Below are 20,517 nucleotides of genomic sequence, written 5' to 3' on the forward strand. Positions count from 1 at the left end.
CATATGACGGAGCGCTGCGTGTGACGAAGATCATTGAAATCAGAGGCCTGACCAAAACATTTGGCGATGTGCGGGGAGTGGATGACATCTCGCTGGATATCGAAGAGGGTGAGTTCGTCACTCTACTTGGGCCATCGGGGTGTGGAAAATCCACGCTGCTGCGGATGATCGGTGGTTTTGAAGAGCCGACGCACGGTCGGATTGAGCTGGACGGAGAAGACGTGACCCACGTGCCGCCAGCCAAGCGCGCGGTGAACATGGTGTTTCAGGACTATGCGCTTTTTCCGCATCTGACTGTCGGCAAAAATGTCGGTTATGGCCTGCGGGTGAGCGGCGTGCCGAAGGCTGAAGTGAACAGCAAGGCGCGCGAGGCGTTGGCGCTGGTGGGCCTGGAAGATCGCTATGAGGCTTCGCCCTATATGCTGTCGGGTGGGCAACGGCAGCGGGTGGCCCTGGCACGGGCTATTGTGCGCAGGCCGCGTGTGCTGTTGCTGGACGAGCCTTTGTCAGCCCTCGATGCCAATCTGCGCGAGCAGATGCAAGTTGAATTGAAGACCCTGCACACCAAGGTAGGGCTTACTTTCGTGTTGGTGACCCATGACCAGACAGAAGCGCTGACCATGTCGGACCGGGTGGTGGTGATGCGTGCTGGAAAGATTGTGCAGATCGGCAGCCCGCAAGATCTCTATGAGAACCCGCAAACCGGCTATGTCGCGGGCTTTGTCGGCAGCACCAACATGTTCCGCTCGCGCATAGAGGCGGGAGTTTCGGGGCCACTGATTTCCTGCTTCGGCCAAAGCCTGCAGGCGCCCGCTGCGGCGGCGGCATTGGGTGGAAAAGATACATTGTTTGGGTTTCGTCCCGAGAAGGCGACGCTGTTGCGCGGCGACACACAGGCTGAAAATACACTGCGTGGCCAGCTTGCCGATGTGCTCTATCACGGACAAAGCGCGCGACTGGTGATGGACCTTGGCAGCGGACAGGTGGTCGTCGACATGCCGATCACCGATGTGGTTGGCACTGCCGGCCTGCCTCAGGTGGGCAGCGCCATCGCCATGTCGATTGATCCACACAAGATCATGATCCTGAGAGACGAGGCCCAGGCATGAGTGCGCCGGCTTCCGGTCGTCTCTGGCGCGCGGCGGTGCTGTCACCGCCGCTGATCTGGACCATAGTGTTCATGTTCATCCCGTACTCGATCCTGTTCGTCTACAGTTTCTGGGAGCAGGTTTACCCGACCTTCCAGCCAGCATTTCAGTTCGGCAACTATCTGCAGATTGTCAGCGATCCGCAATATTTCAATGTGTTGGCTCGAACGTTGAAAATTGCGTTGTTCGTATCGCTTGGTGCAGCCCTGATTGCCTTTCCCTATGCCTACTTTCTGGTGTTCAAGGTCAAAAGCGCGTCCGTGCGGCAGGTGCTCTATATGGCGGTGGTGGCGCCGCTGTGGGTGTCGTATCTGCTGCGGGCTTACACCTGGAAAACCATTTTGGGCACAACCGGCATCCTGAACTCGTTCCTGATGTCGATCGGCATCCTGTCAGAGCCGTCGTCAGTGTTTCTCTACAATCAGACGGCGATGATCGTGACGCTTATCTATGTGTTTATCCCGTTCATGGTCATGCCGATCTATGCGGTTCTGGAGAAAATCCCGAAGTCGCTGACAGAAGCCTCGAACGATCTTGGGGTCGGTCGGGTCCGGACTTTTTTTCAGGTGACATTGCCTTTGTCGATCCCGGGCATTGTTGCCGGGTTCACCATGACGTTTTGTCTGACCTTTGGCGATTTCATCGCACCGTTCCTTGTCGGCGGACCTGACGGGTTGATGGTGGCAAATGTCATCGCCTCCCAGTTTGGCGCGGCATTGAATTGGCCATTGGGGGCGGCGCTGGCGCTGGTGATGATGCTGATCGTGTTGACCATCATCACCATTTCGGATCGGTTCGAGCGGCTGGGGAAGGGGAAATTCGCATGACCGCGGATCCCGTCAAATCTTCGAGTCCCCGGGGGCGCACTTTGCTGGCCGCTATCGAGCGGGTGTCGTGGCTGTTGGGAATTGCCGCGGTTCTCGGGTTTCTCTACCTGCCGATTGCGGTGCTGATCGCCTACAGCTTCAACGACTCGCGGTCGCTGACCTGGCCGATGTCAGGATTGACGCTGGACTGGTATCACAAGCTCGCCCAGAACGATCAGCTGATCCAGGCCTTCTACAACAGTGTCTATGTTGCACTCAGCGCCACGACACTGACTTTGCTTATCGGCGTCCCCGCGGCGATCGCGCTCGACCGGTTCGATTTTCCGGGCAAGGGGCTGTTCCGCAAGTTGATACTGTTGCCGATCGCGCTTCCCGGGATCATCACCGGCATCTCCATGCTGATCATGTTTCGATCGCTTGGTTTCAATCTTAGCCTGGAAGCGGTAATCGTCGGCCATGCGACGGCGCTTCTGGCAGTTGTGGTGACGCAGGTATTTGCGCGGCTACAGCGCTTGCCGGCGAGCCTGACGGAGGCATCAGCCGATCTGGGGGCGTCAGGCCTGCAGACATTCTTCCTGGTGACGCTGCCAAATATCCGGACTGCCGTGATCGGCGCCGGCATGCTGGCCTTCACGCTGTCGTTCGACGAGATCCCGGTCACCTTCTTTCTGACAGGCAGGGACAACACCTTGCCGATGTATATCTGGTCGACGTTGCGCCGCGGGCTGACGCCGGAAATCAATGCCATCGGCACCTTGATCGTGGCGATGTCAATTCTGCTGATCTTCGCATCCGTGCTGCTGTTGCGCGACAAAACGAAATCCAAAAACGTCTAACACTGGAGGGTCCCCATGAACGTTCATAGCATAACCAATCCTAACGTGACCAAAGGCGCCTTAATTGGCGGTGAATGGGTCGATGGTTCGGCCGGTACGTTTGAAGTACGCAATCCGCATGACGGCTCGCTGCTCTACAATGTCGGCAAGTGCAACGCCGATGATGTGGCAAAGGCGGTCGCCAATGCGCGGGCGGCACAGCCGGCATGGGCGGCCCTGTCGGTGATTGAGCGCGCCCAGATCATGCGGCGGATTCATCAGCTGTTCCTTGAGAATGCTGAGGCTATCGCGCAGGTGCTTTGCGCCGAGATCGGCAAGCCGATCACCGATGCACGTGAAGAAGTGTTTGAGTACTCGGCTCCATCATGGGGCAAGTCGGCGGAAGAGATCCTGCGCCATCGTGGGCTATCTTTTCCGTCAACCCAGGAACGCACCACCAACAAGCGTCTGGTGATGAACTATCGTCCGCTGGGTACGGTGGCGGTGATCACGCCTTACAACTTCCCGACCGATATTGCCTCAATCGCATTGGCGCATATTGTGGCGGCAGGCAATACAATCATCTGGAAGCCATCGGAATACGCAGCCAAGTGTTGCGCCATGGTGGCGGACCTCTTCAAGCAGGCAGGCCTTCCGGACGGGGTGATTAATCTGGTGCAGGGCACAGGTGAGGTTGGGGCGGCATTGGTGGAATCGAAAGGCGTCGACGGGGTGTTCTTCACCGGCTCGACCAAGACCGGCCGCGGCATTGCCGAGAAATGTGCGCTGCGTCCGCATCTGCTCGAACTCGGCGGCGATGGCCCGTTCATCATTCTGGCCGATGCCAATATCGACAAGGCGGTTGAAGGAGCGATGAATGGCTGCTTCTATTACACCGGTCAAGTTTGCACCTCGGCCGAGCGCGTGCTGGTGCATGAAGATGTCTATGACGAATTCCTTGCAAAATTCCGTGCCAGGGCTGCAGCGCTGCGCATCGGCAATCCTGCGGACGAAGACACCGAGATGGGGCCACTGTGCAATCCGACCACTTTGGCCCGGGTCAAGCAGCATGTGCAGGATGCGGTGGCAAAGGGCGCCAAGATTGAACAGTTCGGCAAGGAAGACGGGCTCTATTATCCCGCAACCATCCTTACCGATGTCACCACCGACATGCTGATCGCACAGGAAGAAACGTTTGGGCCGGTGGCACCGATCATCAAGATCAAGAATGCCGAGCAGGCAATCGAGATTGCGCACCAGTCCGGCCTTGGATTGATCGCTTCGCTGTGGACACAGGATCTGGCCACCGCCTGGCGGGTCGGCGAGGCCCTGCCGCATGGCACCGTTAACATTAACGAAACTTCGAATTATTGGGATCAGCTGGCGCCCTTCGGTGGCACCGGCCAGTCCGGGGTTGGCCGTGAGCTGTCGCAGTGGTTCCTTGAGACGTTCACTGAGCGCAAACTACTGGTCTTCGATTTGGGCGGTGAAAAGAGCTACAACCGGCGCGCAGAAGGCGGCTGGTGATTTTGGCGCGCCCGCTGCAATAGCGGGCGCGCCAACGCCGGACCGGGAGTGGGGTGCAATGTTGCCCTGTTTGTTGGCGTGCGGCCACCCTCAATCACGCATAGATGAACTCATCCCGTGGATTCCGCTAAATGACGCCTTTTGAGACGAGAATTATAATTGCGGCAACTGAGCCATTTCAAGTGTGTTGTCGTCGCCATCCGAGTGCATCGCAGTGCGGATCAGGTGTTCTACCGGCATTGTCACATTAAGTTTGCCAGGCCGAGAAAGGACAGCGGCTCTTGAATTTTTAGGCGATGCAGGCCGCAGTTTGCCATGCACCGAATGCTTCGAGGCGATGGTAGCGAATTGTTTGTGCGGCACGGCGGCGGGACGGAACTGAAAAGCAATTGCGGGTAGCGGAGTGCATGGAGACGAACCGTTGCAATGCTCCTGGTGATCGGTGGCCCTGCATGGTTCGTTCCCGTTTTCGAAACGGCAGATGGCTATTCTCAGCCCGATTGTTGAGGTCCTTGTGAGACCAATGGTCGAGGCCAGGCGCCACGTCCGCCTTTGCAGCGCCGTAGGAGCGGAGCTTATCGGTGATGATCCGCTTGGGAACAAAGCCATAGCGTTTCATCAACGCCACCAGCAGGCGCTTGGCTGCCCTTTTGTCGCGTCGCTTTTGCAAGATTTCTTCGAGAACGGTGCCATGCTGATCGACCGCGCGCCAGAGCCAGAACTTCTCTCCAGCGCATTTCACAACGACTTCTTCCAGATACCAAACATCGCCGGGGCGGGCCTGCCGTCGCCGCAAGTTGCGGGCGATCTGGGGTCCGAACTTGGCGATCCAGCGGCGGACCGTCTCATAGGAAACGCCGATACCACGCTCGAGCAGCATTTCCTCAACTTCACGTAGGCTCAGATTGAACCGCAGGTAAAGCCAAACTGCGTGAGCAACGATCTATGGCGGAAAACGATGACGCTTGAAACTGATATCTGGTGTCTGCATCGTCGAAATTTACGCCCAACCCAAAACGCAGGCAACTGCAATACAGGTTTATGTGACAACGCCGATGCCTTCTGACTGTGGGCTGATTACACGGCAGAAATGGCAGCTTGAAAAACGATCGCCTCGCCAACCCGCGACCCAACAACTTGGCAATGCCAGCTGATCAAACTGGCCAACACTCTCATCAAGCAGAATCGAAACCAGACATCAAGAACAGCTTGATAAAGACGGATACCTTAGGTGTGGGGCTTCAGCAGATTGTACGCAGTCAGTGACCGAGGCGACTGATGGCTGGTTTGGAGTTTATGCCGCCCCAGAGGACGATGCCGACTGTACACATGGGCACGGCAGATTTCCGTCAGCTCCTCAGCAGTGCAAAAAGTCCAGAGCGCCCCTATTTCTCTTTCAACGCATACGCGATCAGGTAATCGCCACGATTGGGGCTGTGGCGCGCGCCGGCGGCCTGAACAACGATTATTTGCCGATTGTTCTCGTCGGTGTAGGTGATCGGAACTGATTGGCTGCCGACAGGCAGGCGGCTTTTCCAGACAATATCACCCGTCTCGGTGTCGATGGCGCGCAGATAATAGTCCTGCGTGCCGGCAAAGAAGCTGAGCCCCGGTTTGGTGGTCAACAACCCGCCCAGCGTAGGCATGCCGGTGTTGATCGGCAAGTAGGTCCTCAGTCCGAAGGGGCCGGTGTCTTCGGTCGTTCCCATGGGGATCTGCCATTTGATCTTCTGCGTCGCCAGATCGATGGCCGTCACGGTGCCAAAGGGCGGCTCGAAGCACGGGGTCGCGAAGAATTCCAGGATATTGTAGCCAATGAAGACCTGATAGGGCGTGCCGGCCATCGGGCCACCCTCGCTACCGCCGCTCAAATCCTTGCCGCCGGTGGTGTCCGTCTCAATCAGATGGGTCCGGTTCGGCCAGATCATGTTGTTCAAAACCAGCAGGTTTCGCGATTGGTCGAAGGATGCGCTGCCCCAGTTGAAGCCGCCGCCATTGCCGGGAAATTCGTAATAGACATCGGTGGAAGGTGGTGTCATCAGCCCGTCCCAACGGGTCTTCATGGTCCGGATGCGGCAGTAAAGATGATCAAACGGCGTCATGCCCCAGGACTTGTTTTCACTGAGAACGGAATCGTCCGACCCGATCGACGGCATGCCGGTCGAGAACGGCTGCGTTGGCGAATAATACTCGCCTCGGGCGCTTCCCTGCGGAACAGGCTGTTCTGTCACTTTGGTCAGCGGCGTGCCGTCACGCCGGTCAAGCACGAAGATTTCACCGCGTTTTGTCAGCTGCACCACTGCTGGAACTGTGGTTCCGTCGGCTTTGGGGAAATCCACCAGCGCCGGTTGCGATGCCAGGTCATAATCCCAAAGGTCATGGTGTGTTGTCTGGAAGTGCCAGACTTCTTTGCCGGTATCCAGATTGAGCGCAACAACTGACGAGGAATACTTGTTATCGCTATCGCTACGCTCGCCACCCCAATAATCCGGTGTCGCATTGCCGGTGGGCAGGTAGACCATGTTGAGCTCGAGATCATAGGACATCGGCGCCCAGACATTTGGCGTGCCGCGTGTGTAGCTCTCACCCCTTGGCGGGTATGTATCGATTTTCGGATTGCCTGAATCCCAAGCCCATTCCAGAGCGCCCGTGATGGCATTATAGGCGCGCACAACACCCGGGGCTTCGCCCACGGAGCGGTTGTCCATCACCCAGCCACCAATAATAATCTTGTTGCCTGCAAGGATAGCGCCCGTCGTTGGCATATATTCGCCGGCAAAATAGCTGCCCATACCCTCATGCAGGTCGACAACACCGTCCTCACCAAAGCTTGTGCACAATTTGCCGTCGCTGGTGCGAATGCTCATCAAACGACCATCGACCGTGGCCACAACAATACGCGGGCCGCAATCTTCGCTCACATCGGCAGTTTCATTGGAGTCAGCAACCGCGGCATTGGTGGTGCTGGCATTCGCGTCAGCGGTTTCCTCTTCTCCGTTGTCGCGCTTGCCTGCCTCGATTGATTGCTCGGCAACAGTGTCGCCGGCATTTGCAGCCAGATTGGCATCAATCTCCTTAGTGTTTGAGCCATCAGTCGCCCCCTCGGTCAGGATCTTCACATCAGGCGCGAAGCTTGATCCGGTAGTCTTCCGGTTTGCGGTGCCGGAAATGCCCCCGATTTTGGCGTTGCCCGCAGCACCCGTGACAACAGCCGAATCGACGTAAGCGATCGAGCGGCACCGCAACCACAACGGCGCAGACGCATGGGGATTGAAGACCCATTTTTCTTTGCCCGTCGTCCCGTCGAATGCGGTGACCACATTATTATACGCACAGTGAAACAGCGTCCCATCAGCATAAAGCGGGGTGTTCTGGTCCTCGTTCGCCAGAGCGGCGTCTGGAATTTGCCCGTGATGAGCCGTCCAGACAACTTCGAGATCGCCGACATTATCCTTGGTGATCTGGTCAAGCGGCGAATATCTGACGCCTTCGCCGGTTCTGCCCCATTCGCGCCACTCGCCACCCATTTCCGCGGTGGTTTCGGTCTCTTTGCCGGGGGTTATGGAAATATCATTTCGAACGATGCCATGCGGTTCGAGCATCTGCGCAAAAAATACGGCAAAGACCGCAATCAGCGCCAGACCACCGGTCACCGACAGGCGTGATCGCAGCGGCGTGACCGTCCGGCCACGGAACAGCGGCACCGACAGCAGAACGGCAATGGCAATCACCAGCGGCGCTGCGGTCCGGGGGACCCAGCCCCAGAAATTCAAGCCGGTGTCGTAATAGGTCCAGCAGACCGTGAAGATAAAGGTGGCGAGGTAGATGACGACGCCCAGAATCCTGCCCAAAAAGATCAGAACGCCACTGGCTACAAGCCCCAAACCGGCAATGACGTAATACCAGGAGCCCCCCAGAGACATCAGATAGGCGCCGCCCACCAGCAAATAGAGGCCAGCCAAAAGCGCAACGGCACCCAGAGCACGCAAGGCCCAGTGTGGTTTCATCTGCTCGGATGTCATAGGAAATACCTTGATCTGGAATCATCATATGTTCGAATAATTTCAAGAACCTAACATCCTGATCCCTTCAATAATACGGCTTTCTCATAAACGTTGGGGGTCGGGGCGGTATACTTTGCCTCCTCCGGACACGATCCGGAATGTACGTCGGTTGAGCGTGGGAGGATGGTTGAGCCAATTTGCTGGTCATAGCCAGGATCAGGGAGGGATCGATTTGTTGAGTAAACCGGCGTTGGGGGCTCGCTGGGTGTAACCGCCTTGCAAACCGGAAACCGGCCAGTTTGCAGCCGAGCCCAGAAGCAAAGTGGTTTGCTAACGATCTGGTATGACCTAGAGGCTATACCGGATTCCGCTGCTCATTGTGCGATCGGTACCACTCTGCCGATTTCACCTGAGAGCGGCTCATCGACATTTCCATTGTGATGAGCTCTTGCCCTGGAAAAATTCCTGCTCTTTTTGGCCCATAATCGGGGAGCGCCTCATGGGAAAGACAAGCCAGGGCCGAAGAAAATATGAGGCAAGGAGCCGACATGGACTACGCTGAACTGACGAAAGCCTTTGGGGCATTCTTTGCAATCATGAATCCTTTTGTAAACCTGCCGATGTTTCTGGCGCTCACGGCAGATTTTACGGTGACTCAACAGCGCGAGCTGGCTGCGAAAGTTGCACTTTTCTCTGCTGCCATGTGCGTGGTAATTCTTTTCGCAGGCCAACAGATCATTGATTTTTTCGGCATTAGTGTCGATCAGTTTCGCATCGCCGGTGGTGTGGTGCTGGCACATATCGCCTGGACGATGTTGAACGGTAATAGCGTTTCCTCGCATCATGGTACTGAAAAAGAGCAGGACCACATGCAGGAACTGTCCGGACTTGCCTTCTATCCCATTACGTTTCCAATGATCGTCGGTCCGGGAACCATCGCAACGCTGATCATCTACACTGGACACGCCAAGGGATTTGAAGACCTGATCGCCATCGGCGGGATTGTTGGAGGCATTCTGGCAATGCTGTTTGTCGTGTTCTTTTTTGCGGCCTTTTTCGGCAAAGCCCTCAGCGACACGATGCGGGTGATCATGTCGCGTCTTATGGGCATGATCCTGTTGGCGATCGCTGTGGAGATGATCATGGTCGGGACGAAGGCTGTTCTTCCGGGGCTCGCCTGAAAGCAGGCGTGCCCAGCCTTGAGCACGACCTACATCCGCATGCCAAGATTGCCGATAATCCAGATCGTACCGCCCGCCATGATGACGAGAAGCAGGACGGAAAACAAAATCAACTGCAGGTCCTCGCGCTTCTGACGGCGCAGGTCGATATGCAGAAAGAACCGCAGTTGCACCACAAATTGTGCGAGGCCACAGCCCCCCAGAACGATGAGGGTTGCGAGAGGGCTCAGGTCTCCCCGCAGGACCAAGGCAAACGGCACAAGCGTCAGCACAAGCGCCAGTCCGAAGCCGGTCAGATACCCGCGCACTTCCTGTTGATAGTTCGGTTCACTCATCACGCCAGCGCTCCCAGATAGACGATTGTAAAAATCCCGATCCAGATCAGGTCAAGAAAGTGCCAGAACAGGCCGAGACGCAAAATCCGTGTCTTGACCAGCTGAACCAGCCCGAAGACGCGCATCTGGATCAGCATGATCATGATCCACAGGCATCCGATGGCGACATGGGCACCATGAAGCGGCACCAGCCCCCAGAACGCAGACAGAAATCCGCTGCGCGATGGAACAGCACCGATATCGATCATGTGCGCGAAATCCCGCACTTCAAGCGACAAGAATCCGATACCAAGCAGGAGTGTGACGGAAAGCCAAACAGTAATCGCCGCCTTTCCTCGCTCAAATCGCATCGCCAGTGACGCCATGCCAAATGTCAAGCTGCTGGTGAGCAAGACCATCGTTTGAATGAAAATACTGGTCAGGTCATAGGCTTCTTTTGGTCCCGGACCACCAGCCATCCCCATCGGGTTGGCCATTGTAACGTAGGTCGCGAACATAAGGCCAAAGATGATGAGATCGCTCATCAGAAAGACCCAAAAGCCGAAGGCCAGTTTTTCTGCACGTTCGTGCGCTTCGCCGTGACGCGGCCCGAGGTTAAGACCAGGGTGAAGGACTGGCGTTTTCATTGTCCGGCTCCCACGAATGTCGGTGGTTCAAGCCTGGCTAGCCCTCGATTTGCACTGCTTGTCTCCGCGTCGCGCGTGATCGGCGCTGCGGCGTGAACCTGCGCAAGCCAGGCCCGATGCTCGGCCGCTATTTTGTCCGCAGGGATGACATGGGTGGTCGACAAGACAAATGTGCGGGCGAGGAAAGCGACGACGATAACCCCCGTGGCAAGGATTGCCAGCCACCAGATGTAGAACACCAGCGCCAGCCCCAGAAGCGTCGATGCGACACAGACAATCATGCCAAGTGAAGTGTTGTTCGGCATCTCGATGTCTTCGTAGGCATCAGGCTCCTGATAGGCACGCCCCTTGGCTTTGGCATCGGCGAAATCGTCCCGGTCCTCGACTTGCGGCAGGACGGCAAAATTGTAATGCGGCGGCGGCGATGCGGTCGCCCATTCCAGAGTGCGGCCGTTCCACGGATCGCCCAACGGCACCGCCAGGCTTTGCTTTTCCCGGACGCTGACCCGGAGCTGGATCAGCAGCGATCCGAGGGCCGACACGATCAACACTGCCCCGAACAGTGCAACAAGCATCAGCGGCGTAAAGGCCGGGTCGGTGAAACTCGCCGAACGGCGCGGCATTCCCATAAACCCCAGGGCATAGAGCGGGAAAAACGTGAAGGAGAAGCCGAAAATCCAGAACAAGGCAGTCGCCCGACCCCATCCTTCATGCAGGCGAAACCCGAAAGCTTTTGGGAACCAGTAATGATATCCCGACATCAGACCAAAAACGACGCCAGGAATGATGACGTTGTGGAAATGAGCCACGAGGAACAGGGTGTTGTGGACCTGAAAACTGATCGTCGGATTGGCAAGCATGACGCCCGTCAGTCCTCCAATCACGAACAGGTAGAAAAAACCGAGAGCATAGATCATCGGCACAGTCATCCGGATACGACCACGGAAAATGGTCGCCATCCAGTCATAGATCTTGACGCCGGTCGGCACCGCAATGAACATGGACGCAATGCCAAAGACGATGTTCACATTTGCGCTTTGCCCCATGGTGAAGAAGTGATGCAGCCAGACTGTGAAGCTCAACACGGCAATTGCCATCGTTGCATAGACCAGCGAATTGTAGCCGTAGAGCCGCTTGCCTGAAAACGTCGAGATGGTCTCGGAAAACACGCCATAGGCGGGGATCACCAGCAGGTAGACCTCCGGATGACCAAACAACCAGAACAGGTTGACGTAGTTCATCATGTTTCCACCAAGGTCATTGGTGAAGAAGTGGAAATCAAGGTAGCGGTCTGCAGCCAGCATTAGCGCAGCCACGGTCAGCGGCGGCAATGCATAAATCATGATGATCGCCGCACAAAGTATCGTCCAGGTAAACAGCGGCATCCGGAACATGCTCATTCCCGGCGCACGTTCCTTAAAAATCGTGACCGCGAAGTTGATCCCCGACAGCGTGGTCCCAATTCCGGCGAGAGCAACCGACCAGATCCAGTAATCCGGCCCCGGACCAGGATTGAAATCATAGCCTGTATAGGGGGGATATGCGGACCAGCCGCCGGTCGAAAACTGCCCGAGAAGAAGACTGATCATCACCAGAGCCGCGCCAGTCGCCGTCAGCCCCAGAGAGATCTGGTTCATAACCGGGAACGACATGTCACGCGCACCGATCTGCAGCGGCATGATGTAGTTGGCGAGACCGACGATCAGCGGCATAGCCACGAAAAAGATCATGATCGTGCCGTGGGTGCTGAACAATTCGGAGAAGTGTTCCGGCGTAAGGAAACCGCCATTCAATCCGAACGCCTGCTGGGTTCGCATCACCGCACCTTCAAGCACCCCGCGCGCCAGCATCACCAGCGCCAGAACAATATACATAATGCCGATCCGCTTGTGATCGACGCTAGTCAGCCAGTCACGCCACAGCGCGCGCCAGGCACCAAGCCAGGTGATGAGCGCAATCACCGCAATAGCGCCGATGATGACAACCATCGCCGCGCCTGCGCCGACCATTTCGCTGACCGTTGGATTTTCAAGGGCCGGCAGAATAGGCAATGAAGAAACGCCAAGTCGGCCCAAAAGCCAGTGTACGGGCTGGTCGGGGGTCATTAGTTTGCTCCTGCTGCCGCCGCCGGGTTATATCCCGGGGCGCCGGGCTGTAAGGTGGAAGGTACGGCAGTGCCTTGGGTATACCGGCCCAGCACCGTGGCAAAGAACGCCGGTTCGACCTCACTGAAATAGAGCACGCCCTCCGGCATCTTCGGCGAGCCAAGCGTGTCATGCGCTTGCGCGCCCGTCGACGCGGCGGCCAGACGGTCATAGATCGCCGCGTCCAGCTTGATGCCATTGGCCTTCACCTTTGCCACCCAGATAGCAAAGTCCCCGGAGGTCATCGCAAGCGCCTCGAATTTCTGCTTGGTGAAACCGGTGCCGTTGAACTGCGTGTTCTCACCCGCAAAGCGGCCGGTTTCATCCGCCATGATATGCAGCTTGGTTCGCATGCCGGGCATGGCATAAATCTGCCCCGCCAGCGCCGGGATCATCAGTGACTGCATCACCGTATCCGTGGTCAGGTCCATCGCCACCGACGCGCCGAAAGGGAAAGCCAGTTCGTTGACCGTGGCGATGCCAAGATCGGGGTAGATGAACAGCCATTTCCAGTCGAGCCCCACCACCTGCACATTTACCTGTGCTTCAGCAGATGCGATGGGTTTGTAAGGATCAAGCGCGTGTGTGCTTTTCCAAAGGTGGGTCGACAGCACGGCGACGATCACAAACGGCCCGCCCCACATGACCAGATCGAGCCAACCGGAAAACTCCCAGTCCGGCGTATAGCGCGCCTTCTTGTTGCGATATCGATAACGCCAGAACATCAATGGCACCAGAATGAAGACCGGCAGGATCGCAATCATTGTCCAGGCCACGACTTCGAGCATGTGGGCGCGCTGTGCGGCGGCAATAGGCCCGCCCGGATCGAGGAAACTGTTGCGTTGATCACTGCATCCCGAGAGCAGAAAAAGCATCAGGCAACCAGAAACCAGCCGGTGCCGTGCTGAAAAAACAAATTGGAGTATTATCGCTCTCACCGCTTCGTAACCTTTTCGTTCTTCACGTAGGTTCCATTTTCAACGGAAAACCTGCGGCCATAGACACGTCGACACTTGAGTTCCGCCAAAGCAAGGATCTTGGGTCCGGCAACCTCATGAAGGTCTGCATGCAGCCTTGCCAAATCGGGCGCAATTGCCCGGGCTTTGTCGATGTCCGCACCTTAGCCGATTGAAAATACAGCCATTACACGGGAATATATCTAGGTATGGGGGATACCTATCGGATTGGCAACGAATGAATTGGGGAGACTTGTTTGACGGTCTTCATCAGTCTGCAGAACTCTGTAGCTCAGTAATCCCGCTTCTACCGGCTAGGTCTCCCTCTCTCTCCTAAACAATCACTGCATTTGCTCCAGAGGCGTCGATATATATACAGTCAGACAATTGGGTGGCCAGCCCAGCCTTCCAAAAGGTGGGTTTTACCGAGCCGATAAACAAAGGACATATTTCAGAATGAAAACCACTATAACCGCATTGTTTCTGTGTCTGGCTACAACGGCTGCCGCCAAAGCCGAGTTCGTCAACAGGGGCGATTTGTACGCAGCCTGTATCGGATATCAAAACACAAAGTGGAAAGACAGTGAGAAGGGCAACTTGAATTATCTCACCGAGACCAAGCTCAAGCAGCTAGACCCTTACAATTTTGATGCGACAAAACAGCGGTGCGACTGTACCGTCACGGCAGCTTTTCAAACTCTGTCTGACGAGACCATTGAAGCCTACATTCAAGCGCTGAATGAAAATGGCGACGGGATCATCCTGAAGAACGAAAAAGCAGCAGCAGAATTCAAAAAGGCGGATATGCTGGATAAAACAATTGCATGCGGCGAGAAGAGCATCGCCGCATCCGGGTTTGACAAGAAATTGATCGAACTTTCGAAGTGAACCCGCGCCTGCGCGATGCTCATGCTCTCTGGCCTGCGTTTATAAAGTCTGTGAAAACAAAGGATCGTAGTGGCCATGAGCTTCGTCCGAGCCGGACCTCACTCGCCACATGCCGCCCTTTCTGGTCAGGATAGAGCTACAAGACGAACTGCTCAAACCTTAGGTACTGATACCTCTGGTGATATCTTTTGCAATGTCTGCTTGAGGAGCGGTGAGGCTGGTCCCTGTGGCCGAGTTGGGGGCGCATTCCCGCCCGGCTCGTTTGGGGCTGGGAATTCTCCGCCCGGTTATTCAATCCCTTGTGCGAACGGTGTTCGACGCCGGGCATGATGTCGCGTTTGGCCGCGCCGTAGGATCCGAATTTGTGGATGATCATCACACGGCGTGCTTGACCCTGTCCTTTCAGAAGCTTTCGCATCAGACGTTTGGCGGCCTTGGTGTTACGGCGGGTCTGCACCGGAACATCGAGAACGAAGCCATCCTGATCGACGGCCTGCCACAGCCAGTGCTTCTTGCCGCCTATGTTGATGACGACTTCATCGAGATACCATTTGTCGGCAAGCTTTCCGGCGGACCGCTGCCGGATTTCATTGGCAAAGTGCCAACCGAATTTCTCGGCCCAAAGGCAGACTGTCTGGTGCGAGACAATGATCCCGCGCGCCGCCAGTAAGTCCTCGACCATCCGCAAGCTGAGCGGGAAACGAAGATAAAGCCAGACGGCATGAGCAATCACTTCAGCTGGGAACTGGTGGCGGCGATAAAGGGGATCACGAACGGTTTGGGTCATGCCGCAAAATCGCAAAGGCCAATCGCCGCGGGTTAACGTTACGATGCCACAATTAGAAAGTAGTGCGCACACTCGCCCCGATCCAGGTGTTTGGACTTTCCCCGGCACTTGTGACATTGCCTACGATCGAGAAAATTGTATCGCCGAATTTTGCTTCAGCACCGAGACCGGCTCGCATCCAGTCTTGCTCGTAGGGGGATGCGGCCACGTTGAATGCGCCCAAGCCTATGACCTGGCCGGTGACATTGCTGCCGGCGGATTGGAAGCGGTGAATGGCCTCCAAGGTGCCAATCACATTGACCGTTTCAGAAACTGGAACGCGGGCGTCAAAGCCAATGCGGGCTTGGGTTGTGTTGTCGCACAGCTTGTCAAAACTGGCCGGAAACGCGCCACCGGTTTCGGAATAGCCGTCCATACAGGCATGTGCGTGCGAAGCTTCAACATAGGGCGAAAGATAAGGAACCATGTTCTCCCATTGCAAGCGGCCGCGAATGCCGAATCCGGTAAGATCGGTCTTGCCTGTGGAACTTGAAATTAGGCCGCCATTGGCGATGTAGTTGCGCGTGATATCAGCGCTGCCGAGGAGTGCCGTGCCCGTCAACACGCCCCACAGCCCGCCGGCGTTGGTTGGATAAAGCTGACCGATGGTTTCAAGCTTGGCATAGGTGCTCAAGACATCGGTGCTTCCACCAAAGCCGGAATTCTGTCTATTGCCTGAAACACCAATGGCGCCGTTGATTTGAACCGCGCCCAAATTTCGCCCCACGCCGAGTTCGCCCACACCAACGGAACCGTCGCGCGTACCGTGATCGTCACGGCCCAGGTCTCCATTCAGCCAAACAATATTGCGTTGCGCCGGTGCGCGCCTGTCCAGCGGTCGGCTGCCCGCCCCGTTGAGCAAGAGGCCAAGCCCGTTTACCGTCGTCGCGTTCGTGGCTGCCGCATTGCCCAGTGTCGCGTTCAGGTCGGTCAAGGTGATGAGGCCCATGCCCGTATCACCGTCAACTGCGCCGACATCGACCGGATTATTGTCGATTGGGTCCTTGTCGACCGGATCTTTGTCGACCACATCTTTGTCACCGCTGGATACATCAGTGGTGTAGCTGCAGGTCGACGGTCCCGTGCCATTGCCACGGGCTATGTAGAGGTCAGAGCGAACAAAGGGGCCGAACCCGGATGGGAAAGTCCCACCAACCACGACGCTGCCGTCGCAATTGGTTGCGCGCGCTGTGTAGGTGCTGCCGTCAAGAATGCTCACACCGCTCGTGCGCAGCCATTGTTCGACGCTGACAAGGCCGCTGGTTTCATCCCAGCGAAAACCGGATGGATATCCTGGGTCAGCAATGTCGCCAACCAAAACTTTTCCGTTTCCGGAGACCCCATAGGCAATTGAGCCGCGGTCTGTCTGCCCAAGGGTCGAAACAACACCATCAACCCAGCGCACTGCGACCTGATGACCGCCCATTTTGGAACTGCCGCCGATGACCCTACCGTCATAGGAGACATCCAGAGCATTGGAACTGCCGCCTTCCAGCGTCGGCAGCGCCACCATGCCTGTGTCGTTGGTCCACGAAAAGGCGCGCGGAATTGTGGGAGTTGTAAAGCCCGAGGAAATCCCGACGGCAACAGCACCATCACCGGAAGAGGCGTAAGCTGCTGACGAGACTTCGTCTGCGTCAAGTTGGCCAAGGCTCAGCATGCCGCCGGCGCTCGTCCAACGCATGGCGCGTAATCGCCCGCCGCCATCATAGGAACCACCGACAATGACGTTCCCATCGGCCGAAATTCCAAGGCCGCTCGAATTGTTGGAGCCGAGTGACCCAAGGTCCTGAAAACCGCTTGCGGCTGTCCAGCGATAGGCCCGGTTTCCCGTGGTGTCGGAATCAAAGATTGAATTGTTTGCAGTCCCCGTAACAACTGAACCGTCGCCGGAAATGCCCAGGGCATCGAGCTTGAACAAGATACCGCGCTCTACGCCCCCGAGCGAAGTGAACCCGGTGCCTTGAGTCCAGACCATTGCGTGACTGGACGTGCCGCCGTCCAGCGGATCTGTATTGCCGATTACCACCGAGCCGTTATCGGAAACCCCTGTGCCTTTCAGCCTTTCGCCGGTGTTCAAATACTCTTGGGCGCTGGCGGGTATCGCCAACAAGCAAGCACTGCCTAGCGCCGTGGCACTCAGAAGGCATTTAAATTTAAGAAAGTTCATTGGTGCCCCTGACAAAGAAAATCCAGTGGAGACATCAGCCTGGAGGTCGGTCGCAATGTCATAAAATTGCTGAACTCCGGATTATCGGCCGGTCTTCACGATACTCACGAAGCTAAAATGACGTGAATCGGCGGTTACCGGTATCCCCTGAACAGGGGACGTCAAGGAACATTTAGCGGGAGACGTGATGTCGGCGATGCGCTAAATTTCAGTTTTAATCGTCTAGAGAACAGTCATTGGAACATCGAAAAAGCTCGTTCTTAAATGTCTTAACCACTGGGCTGGCAGCAGCTTTTCTGGTTGCCGCGACGATTTACATCGCACTCAGCCAGCCCTGGATGGGATTGACCCTTTCTGGCCAGAATGTCGAGCAGGGACTAAGGGTCGTTGCCGTTGATCCGGGCGGACCTGCCACCGGAATAAAGCCAGGTGATTATCTTCTTAGGGTTGCCGGTGGCGGGCAGGAATTGGTCTTACAGCCCTTTGACGCTGTTGAAGAGCCCGACGCCGCCAGAACTTATGCCGAATATAGAAATTTCTTCGTTCGCCAGGGACGCATTGCCAATATAATCCACTCTGGAACTGTCACTTTCACGTTGGGAGATGGTTCAAAGGCTAGCTTCACGCCATACACTGCGCGGCCGATTATCAGTCTACCCATCGTCTTTTGGATGCAGCTTCTGGCCGGCTTTACCAGCGCACTGATCTCGGGATGGGCGCTCGGTTTCCGTCAAAACATTGTCGGGGTCAGAATATTGGTGTTAAGTAACGCCGCCTTGCTGATAGGCTGCTTTCCCACCGCCATTTACACGTCGCGCGAACTCGCGCTCGGCGGAAACTTGTTCCGCGCGCTCTCGGCACTCAACTCCACCGGTTCCTTAGGGTTTTGCGTGCTGCTGTTGGCGCTGTTTTTGGTGTACCCGCGCCGGTTGGTGCCTTTATTCGTGCTAGGTCTGCTTGCCGCTGTTTTTGTTCTCTGGAGCGTCATTGAATTTTTTCAGATCGGCTTGTCGGTACCAGGCGTTGCTCGCTATCTGCCCATCACGCTGACTGCTTCAGCGGCATTTTTAGCGGCAGCCATGCAATACCTGCGCGCAAGAGGCGATCCGCAAACCCGCACCGCGATAGGCTGGTTCGGATTCTCGCTGGCGCTTTGCATCGCCATTTTCAATCTGTTTTACACCATCCCTCCGTTGCTTGGCCGCGAGGCGGATGTGCCACCGGTCGCGGGTTTTGCGATAGCTCTCATTCTATTTGGAGGAATGACGCTCAGCGTCGTCCGCTATCGCCTGTTAGATATTGAAATATGGACATTCCGGTTATTGCTTTACGGTGCGGGCGTTGTCGCGTTTGCTATTTTTCACATTCTCCTCATATCAGTAACGTCGCTTGATGAAGTTCCCGCTTTTGGCGTTTCCCTTGCCGCGGTAAGCGCGTTGTTTATCCTTATACGTGCTGCGATCACTCGGCATTTTCTGCCTCAGCAAAATCTGCACCGTCAGATGTTTGAGGAAGTGGTAAACGTCGCCATGACTGTTCCAAACGGTGCTCGTAATCAGAAGTGGCAGGATCTCCTCATACGCGCTTTCGGTCCCTTGCATTTGGAAAGTACGGCTGAATTCGCAACCCCGCATTCCGATAGCAACGGTCGTTCTCTGAACATTCCCGGCGGCGGCTTGGTTTCGCCCCTCAGGCTCGTCCGCGCACAAGCCGGAATCCGATCTTTTTCTCGACGAGACGTGGATCTGGCGGGCGACCTTTATGGGATGCTACGACACTCCAGCGCCAGCCGTGACGCCTATGCTCAGGGCATAGCAGAGGAGCGTGCCCGTATCGGGCGGGATATGCACGACAATATAGGAGCAAAACTGCTCAGCGCGCTGCACGGCACAAGACCGGAAAGCAAGGATGCTATGATTCGAGATGCTCTGTCGGATTTGCGAGATATCATCAACAACGTCACCGGCTTGCCTCAAACCCTTGATGAAAGTCTGGCTGAATTGCGGCTTGAGACAGCCGAAAGGCTTTCCGCAGCCGGCCTTGCAATGCGGTGGACGTCTCATGGCGACGATGATGCGCCGGTCTCCCCCATTGCTACCCATGCATTGCGGTCGATTGTTCGAGAGGGGGTGAGCAACTCCATTCGCCATGCAAACGCTAAAACAGTTACCGTTGAAATCGCGCATGCAAATGGCTGGCTGGCGTTGACCATTAGTGATGATGGTCAGTGCGCTGCAGCGGACCTTCAGCGCGGCACCGGCAGCGGGCTCGCCGGAATTCGCGCCAGGGTGGTCGCGCTCAAAGGTCAGATGGAGATCATCGAGAGCGGGCCTGGCTTCACGCTAAAGGCCCAATTCTCGAGTGTTCAAGGTTCGCGCACATGAAACACGTCCTGATAGTCGAAGATGTTTCGGAAACGCGGAACTGGCTCGGTGACGTCGCGCGCGCGGCATTTCCTGAATGTACCACAACTATGACTGACAGCTTGCGGGCCGGGCGTGCGGCGGTAGACAGGTTCGTCTTCGATCTGGCTCTGATCGATCTTGGTCTGCCTGATGGCAACGGATTGGACCTGCTGTCCTATATACGGCGATCCGGCGCGCCGACTCTCGGTGTCGTTACTACGGTGATGGCGGACGATGCCAATATTGTTGCAGCACTGTCACGCGGGGCAAGTGGTTATCTGCTCAAAGAGCAGCCTGCCGAGCGCATTGTGCAGCAGCTTACGCAGCTTGCTGAGGGTATTCCCGCGCTATCGCCGTCGATTGCGCGACGCATTATGGAGCACTTCCGTCGCACGGGACCAGTGTCGGAAGAATCTTCCACACTGTCGGCACGTGAACGCGAGGTATTGGCCTTTATCAGCCGTGGATTGCGCAACGTTGATGTCGCCGAAACCCTAGGCCTTTCAGAAAGCACGGTCGCCAGTCACCTGAAATCGATCTATCGAAAGCTTGGAATTTCGTCCCGCGCGGAAGCTTCCTGGCATGCGACGCGTATGGGATTGGCGCCGGGAGATTAGTGGGCGCCGGGATATCGCGGCTTTCTGCTACCTGACCGGCTGAGGATA

15 protein-coding genes and 1 pseudogene are annotated in these 20,517 nt (G+C 56.5%); 8 read left to right on the forward strand and 8 right to left on the reverse strand.

What is annotated here, in order from left to right; translation table 11 throughout:
* Nucleotides 1-20 precede the first annotated feature (20 nt).
* Genes IMCC20628_RS23975 through IMCC20628_RS23990 form a run of 4 tightly spaced genes read left to right on the forward strand, consistent with a single transcriptional unit; the run spans nucleotide 21 to nucleotide 4,317 of the window.
* Nucleotides 21-1,109, forward strand: coding sequence for an ABC transporter ATP-binding protein (locus IMCC20628_RS23975; RefSeq protein WP_047033086.1), 1,089 nt, complete (start codon nucleotides 21-23; stop codon nucleotides 1,107-1,109).
* Nucleotides 1,106-1,975: an ABC transporter permease gene (locus IMCC20628_RS23980; protein ID WP_047033087.1), complete on the forward strand. Its 870-nt coding sequence runs from the start codon at nucleotides 1,106-1,108 to the stop codon at nucleotides 1,973-1,975. The genes IMCC20628_RS23975 and IMCC20628_RS23980 overlap by 4 nt, the downstream gene beginning before the upstream one ends.
* Complete coding sequence (locus IMCC20628_RS23985; protein ID WP_082128403.1) at nucleotides 1,972-2,811, forward strand: ABC transporter permease; 840 nt, start codon at nucleotides 1,972-1,974, stop codon at nucleotides 2,809-2,811. The genes IMCC20628_RS23980 and IMCC20628_RS23985 overlap by 4 nt, the downstream gene beginning before the upstream one ends.
* A 15-nt stretch (nucleotides 2,812-2,826) precedes the next feature.
* A complete protein-coding gene (locus tag IMCC20628_RS23990; RefSeq protein ID WP_047033088.1) occupies nucleotides 2,827-4,317 on the forward strand; it encodes an aldehyde dehydrogenase family protein in 1,491 nt (496 codons plus the stop codon).
* Between the two features lie 289 nt (nucleotides 4,318-4,606).
* Here the strand turns inward: IMCC20628_RS23990 and IMCC20628_RS23995 are convergent, their stop codons facing one another.
* Both IMCC20628_RS23995 and IMCC20628_RS24470 read right to left on the reverse strand, forming a co-directional pair.
* Nucleotides 4,607-5,260, reverse strand: a complete 654-nt coding sequence (locus IMCC20628_RS23995) for an IS6 family transposase (RefSeq protein WP_245307995.1) — start codon at nucleotides 5,258-5,260, stop codon at nucleotides 4,607-4,609.
* A gap of 442 nt (nucleotides 5,261-5,702) precedes the next feature.
* Nucleotides 5,703-8,324, reverse strand: coding sequence for a PQQ-binding-like beta-propeller repeat protein (locus IMCC20628_RS24470; RefSeq protein WP_197078508.1), 2,622 nt, complete (start codon nucleotides 8,322-8,324; stop codon nucleotides 5,703-5,705).
* 545 nt (nucleotides 8,325-8,869) lie between these two features.
* Here IMCC20628_RS24470 and IMCC20628_RS24005 point away from each other — a divergent pair.
* Nucleotides 8,870-9,502, forward strand: a complete 633-nt coding sequence (locus IMCC20628_RS24005; protein WP_047033089.1) for a MarC family protein — start codon at nucleotides 8,870-8,872, stop codon at nucleotides 9,500-9,502.
* 29 nt (nucleotides 9,503-9,531) lie between these two features.
* Here the strand turns inward: IMCC20628_RS24005 and cyoD are convergent, their stop codons facing one another.
* From cyoD to IMCC20628_RS24025, 4 genes are read right to left on the reverse strand one after another with little or no spacing between them, the layout of a single operon-like run.
* Nucleotides 9,532-9,837: a cytochrome o ubiquinol oxidase subunit IV gene (gene cyoD / locus IMCC20628_RS24010; protein WP_047033090.1), complete on the reverse strand. Its 306-nt coding sequence runs from the start codon at nucleotides 9,835-9,837 to the stop codon at nucleotides 9,532-9,534.
* Complete coding sequence (locus tag IMCC20628_RS24015; RefSeq protein WP_047033091.1) at nucleotides 9,837-10,463, reverse strand: cytochrome c oxidase subunit 3; 627 nt, start codon at nucleotides 10,461-10,463, stop codon at nucleotides 9,837-9,839. Before IMCC20628_RS24015 ends, cyoD begins: the two co-directional genes overlap by 1 nt.
* Nucleotides 10,460-12,568, reverse strand: coding sequence for a cbb3-type cytochrome c oxidase subunit I (locus IMCC20628_RS24020; RefSeq protein WP_082128199.1), 2,109 nt, complete (start codon nucleotides 12,566-12,568; stop codon nucleotides 10,460-10,462). Before IMCC20628_RS24020 ends, IMCC20628_RS24015 begins: the two co-directional genes overlap by 4 nt.
* Complete coding sequence (locus IMCC20628_RS24025) at nucleotides 12,568-13,482, reverse strand: cytochrome ubiquinol oxidase subunit II (RefSeq protein ID WP_047033092.1); 915 nt, start codon at nucleotides 13,480-13,482, stop codon at nucleotides 12,568-12,570. The genes IMCC20628_RS24020 and IMCC20628_RS24025 overlap by 1 nt, the downstream gene beginning before the upstream one ends.
* A 537-nt stretch (nucleotides 13,483-14,019) precedes the next feature.
* On the opposite strand from IMCC20628_RS24025, the gene IMCC20628_RS24030 reads away from it, so the two are divergent.
* Complete coding sequence (locus tag IMCC20628_RS24030) at nucleotides 14,020-14,451, forward strand: hypothetical protein (RefSeq protein ID WP_047033093.1); 432 nt, start codon at nucleotides 14,020-14,022, stop codon at nucleotides 14,449-14,451.
* A 265-nt stretch (nucleotides 14,452-14,716) separates the two neighbouring features.
* Here the strand turns inward: IMCC20628_RS24030 and IMCC20628_RS24945 are convergent.
* Together IMCC20628_RS24945 and IMCC20628_RS24475 are read right to left on the reverse strand one after the other, a co-directional pair.
* Nucleotides 14,717-15,238: pseudogene (locus tag IMCC20628_RS24945) on the reverse strand (IS6 family transposase); the annotation flags it as partial.
* 52 nt (nucleotides 15,239-15,290) lie between these two features.
* Complete coding sequence (locus IMCC20628_RS24475) at nucleotides 15,291-16,790, reverse strand: autotransporter domain-containing protein (protein WP_197078509.1); 1,500 nt, start codon at nucleotides 16,788-16,790, stop codon at nucleotides 15,291-15,293.
* A gap of 893 nt (nucleotides 16,791-17,683) precedes the next feature.
* On the opposite strand from IMCC20628_RS24475, the gene IMCC20628_RS24045 reads away from it, so the two are divergent.
* Both IMCC20628_RS24045 and IMCC20628_RS24050 read left to right on the forward strand, forming a co-directional pair.
* On the forward strand, nucleotides 17,684-19,831 hold the full coding sequence (locus IMCC20628_RS24045; protein WP_047033095.1) for an ATP-binding protein: 2,148 nt from the start codon (nucleotides 17,684-17,686) through the stop codon (nucleotides 19,829-19,831).
* The gene (locus IMCC20628_RS24050) at nucleotides 19,828-20,469 is read left to right on the forward strand and encodes a response regulator transcription factor (protein ID WP_047033096.1); all 642 of its coding nucleotides are present in this window, start codon (nucleotides 19,828-19,830) and stop codon (nucleotides 20,467-20,469) included. The genes IMCC20628_RS24045 and IMCC20628_RS24050 overlap by 4 nt, the downstream gene beginning before the upstream one ends.
* Nucleotides 20,470-20,517 lie beyond the last annotated feature (48 nt).

The sequence above is a fragment of the Hoeflea sp. IMCC20628 genome (genome assembly GCF_001011155.1).
GTDB lineage: Bacteria > Pseudomonadota > Alphaproteobacteria > Rhizobiales > Rhizobiaceae > Hoeflea.

Coding starts and splice junctions, on each gene's coding strand:
- IMCC20628_RS23980 (WP_047033087.1), top strand. CDS start 1,106: ATGAGTGCGCCGGCTTCCGGTCGTCTCTGGCGCGCGGCGGTGCTGTCA.
- IMCC20628_RS23985 (WP_082128403.1), top strand. CDS start 1,972: ATGACCGCGGATCCCGTCAAATCTTCGAGTCCCCGGGGGCGCACTTTG.
- IMCC20628_RS23990 (WP_047033088.1), top strand. CDS start 2,827: ATGAACGTTCATAGCATAACCAATCCTAACGTGACCAAAGGCGCCTTA.
- IMCC20628_RS24470 (WP_197078508.1), bottom strand. CDS start 8,324: ATGAAACCACACTGGGCCTTGCGTGCTCTGGGTGCCGTTGCGCTTTTG.
- IMCC20628_RS24005 (WP_047033089.1), top strand. CDS start 8,870: ATGGACTACGCTGAACTGACGAAAGCCTTTGGGGCATTCTTTGCAATC.
- cyoD (WP_047033090.1), bottom strand. CDS start 9,837: ATGAGTGAACCGAACTATCAACAGGAAGTGCGCGGGTATCTGACCGGC.
- IMCC20628_RS24015 (WP_047033091.1), bottom strand. CDS start 10,463: ATGAAAACGCCAGTCCTTCACCCTGGTCTTAACCTCGGGCCGCGTCAC.
- IMCC20628_RS24020 (WP_082128199.1), bottom strand. CDS start 12,568: ATGACCCCCGACCAGCCCGTACACTGGCTTTTGGGCCGACTTGGCGTT.
- IMCC20628_RS24025 (WP_047033092.1), bottom strand. CDS start 13,482: ATGCTTTTTCTGCTCTCGGGATGCAGTGATCAACGCAACAGTTTCCTC.
- IMCC20628_RS24030 (WP_047033093.1), top strand. CDS start 14,020: ATGAAAACCACTATAACCGCATTGTTTCTGTGTCTGGCTACAACGGCT.
- IMCC20628_RS24475 (WP_197078509.1), bottom strand. CDS start 16,790: ATGGTGGCGCTGCCGACGCTGGAAGGCGGCAGTTCCAATGCTCTGGAT.
- IMCC20628_RS24050 (WP_047033096.1), top strand. CDS start 19,828: ATGAAACACGTCCTGATAGTCGAAGATGTTTCGGAAACGCGGAACTGG.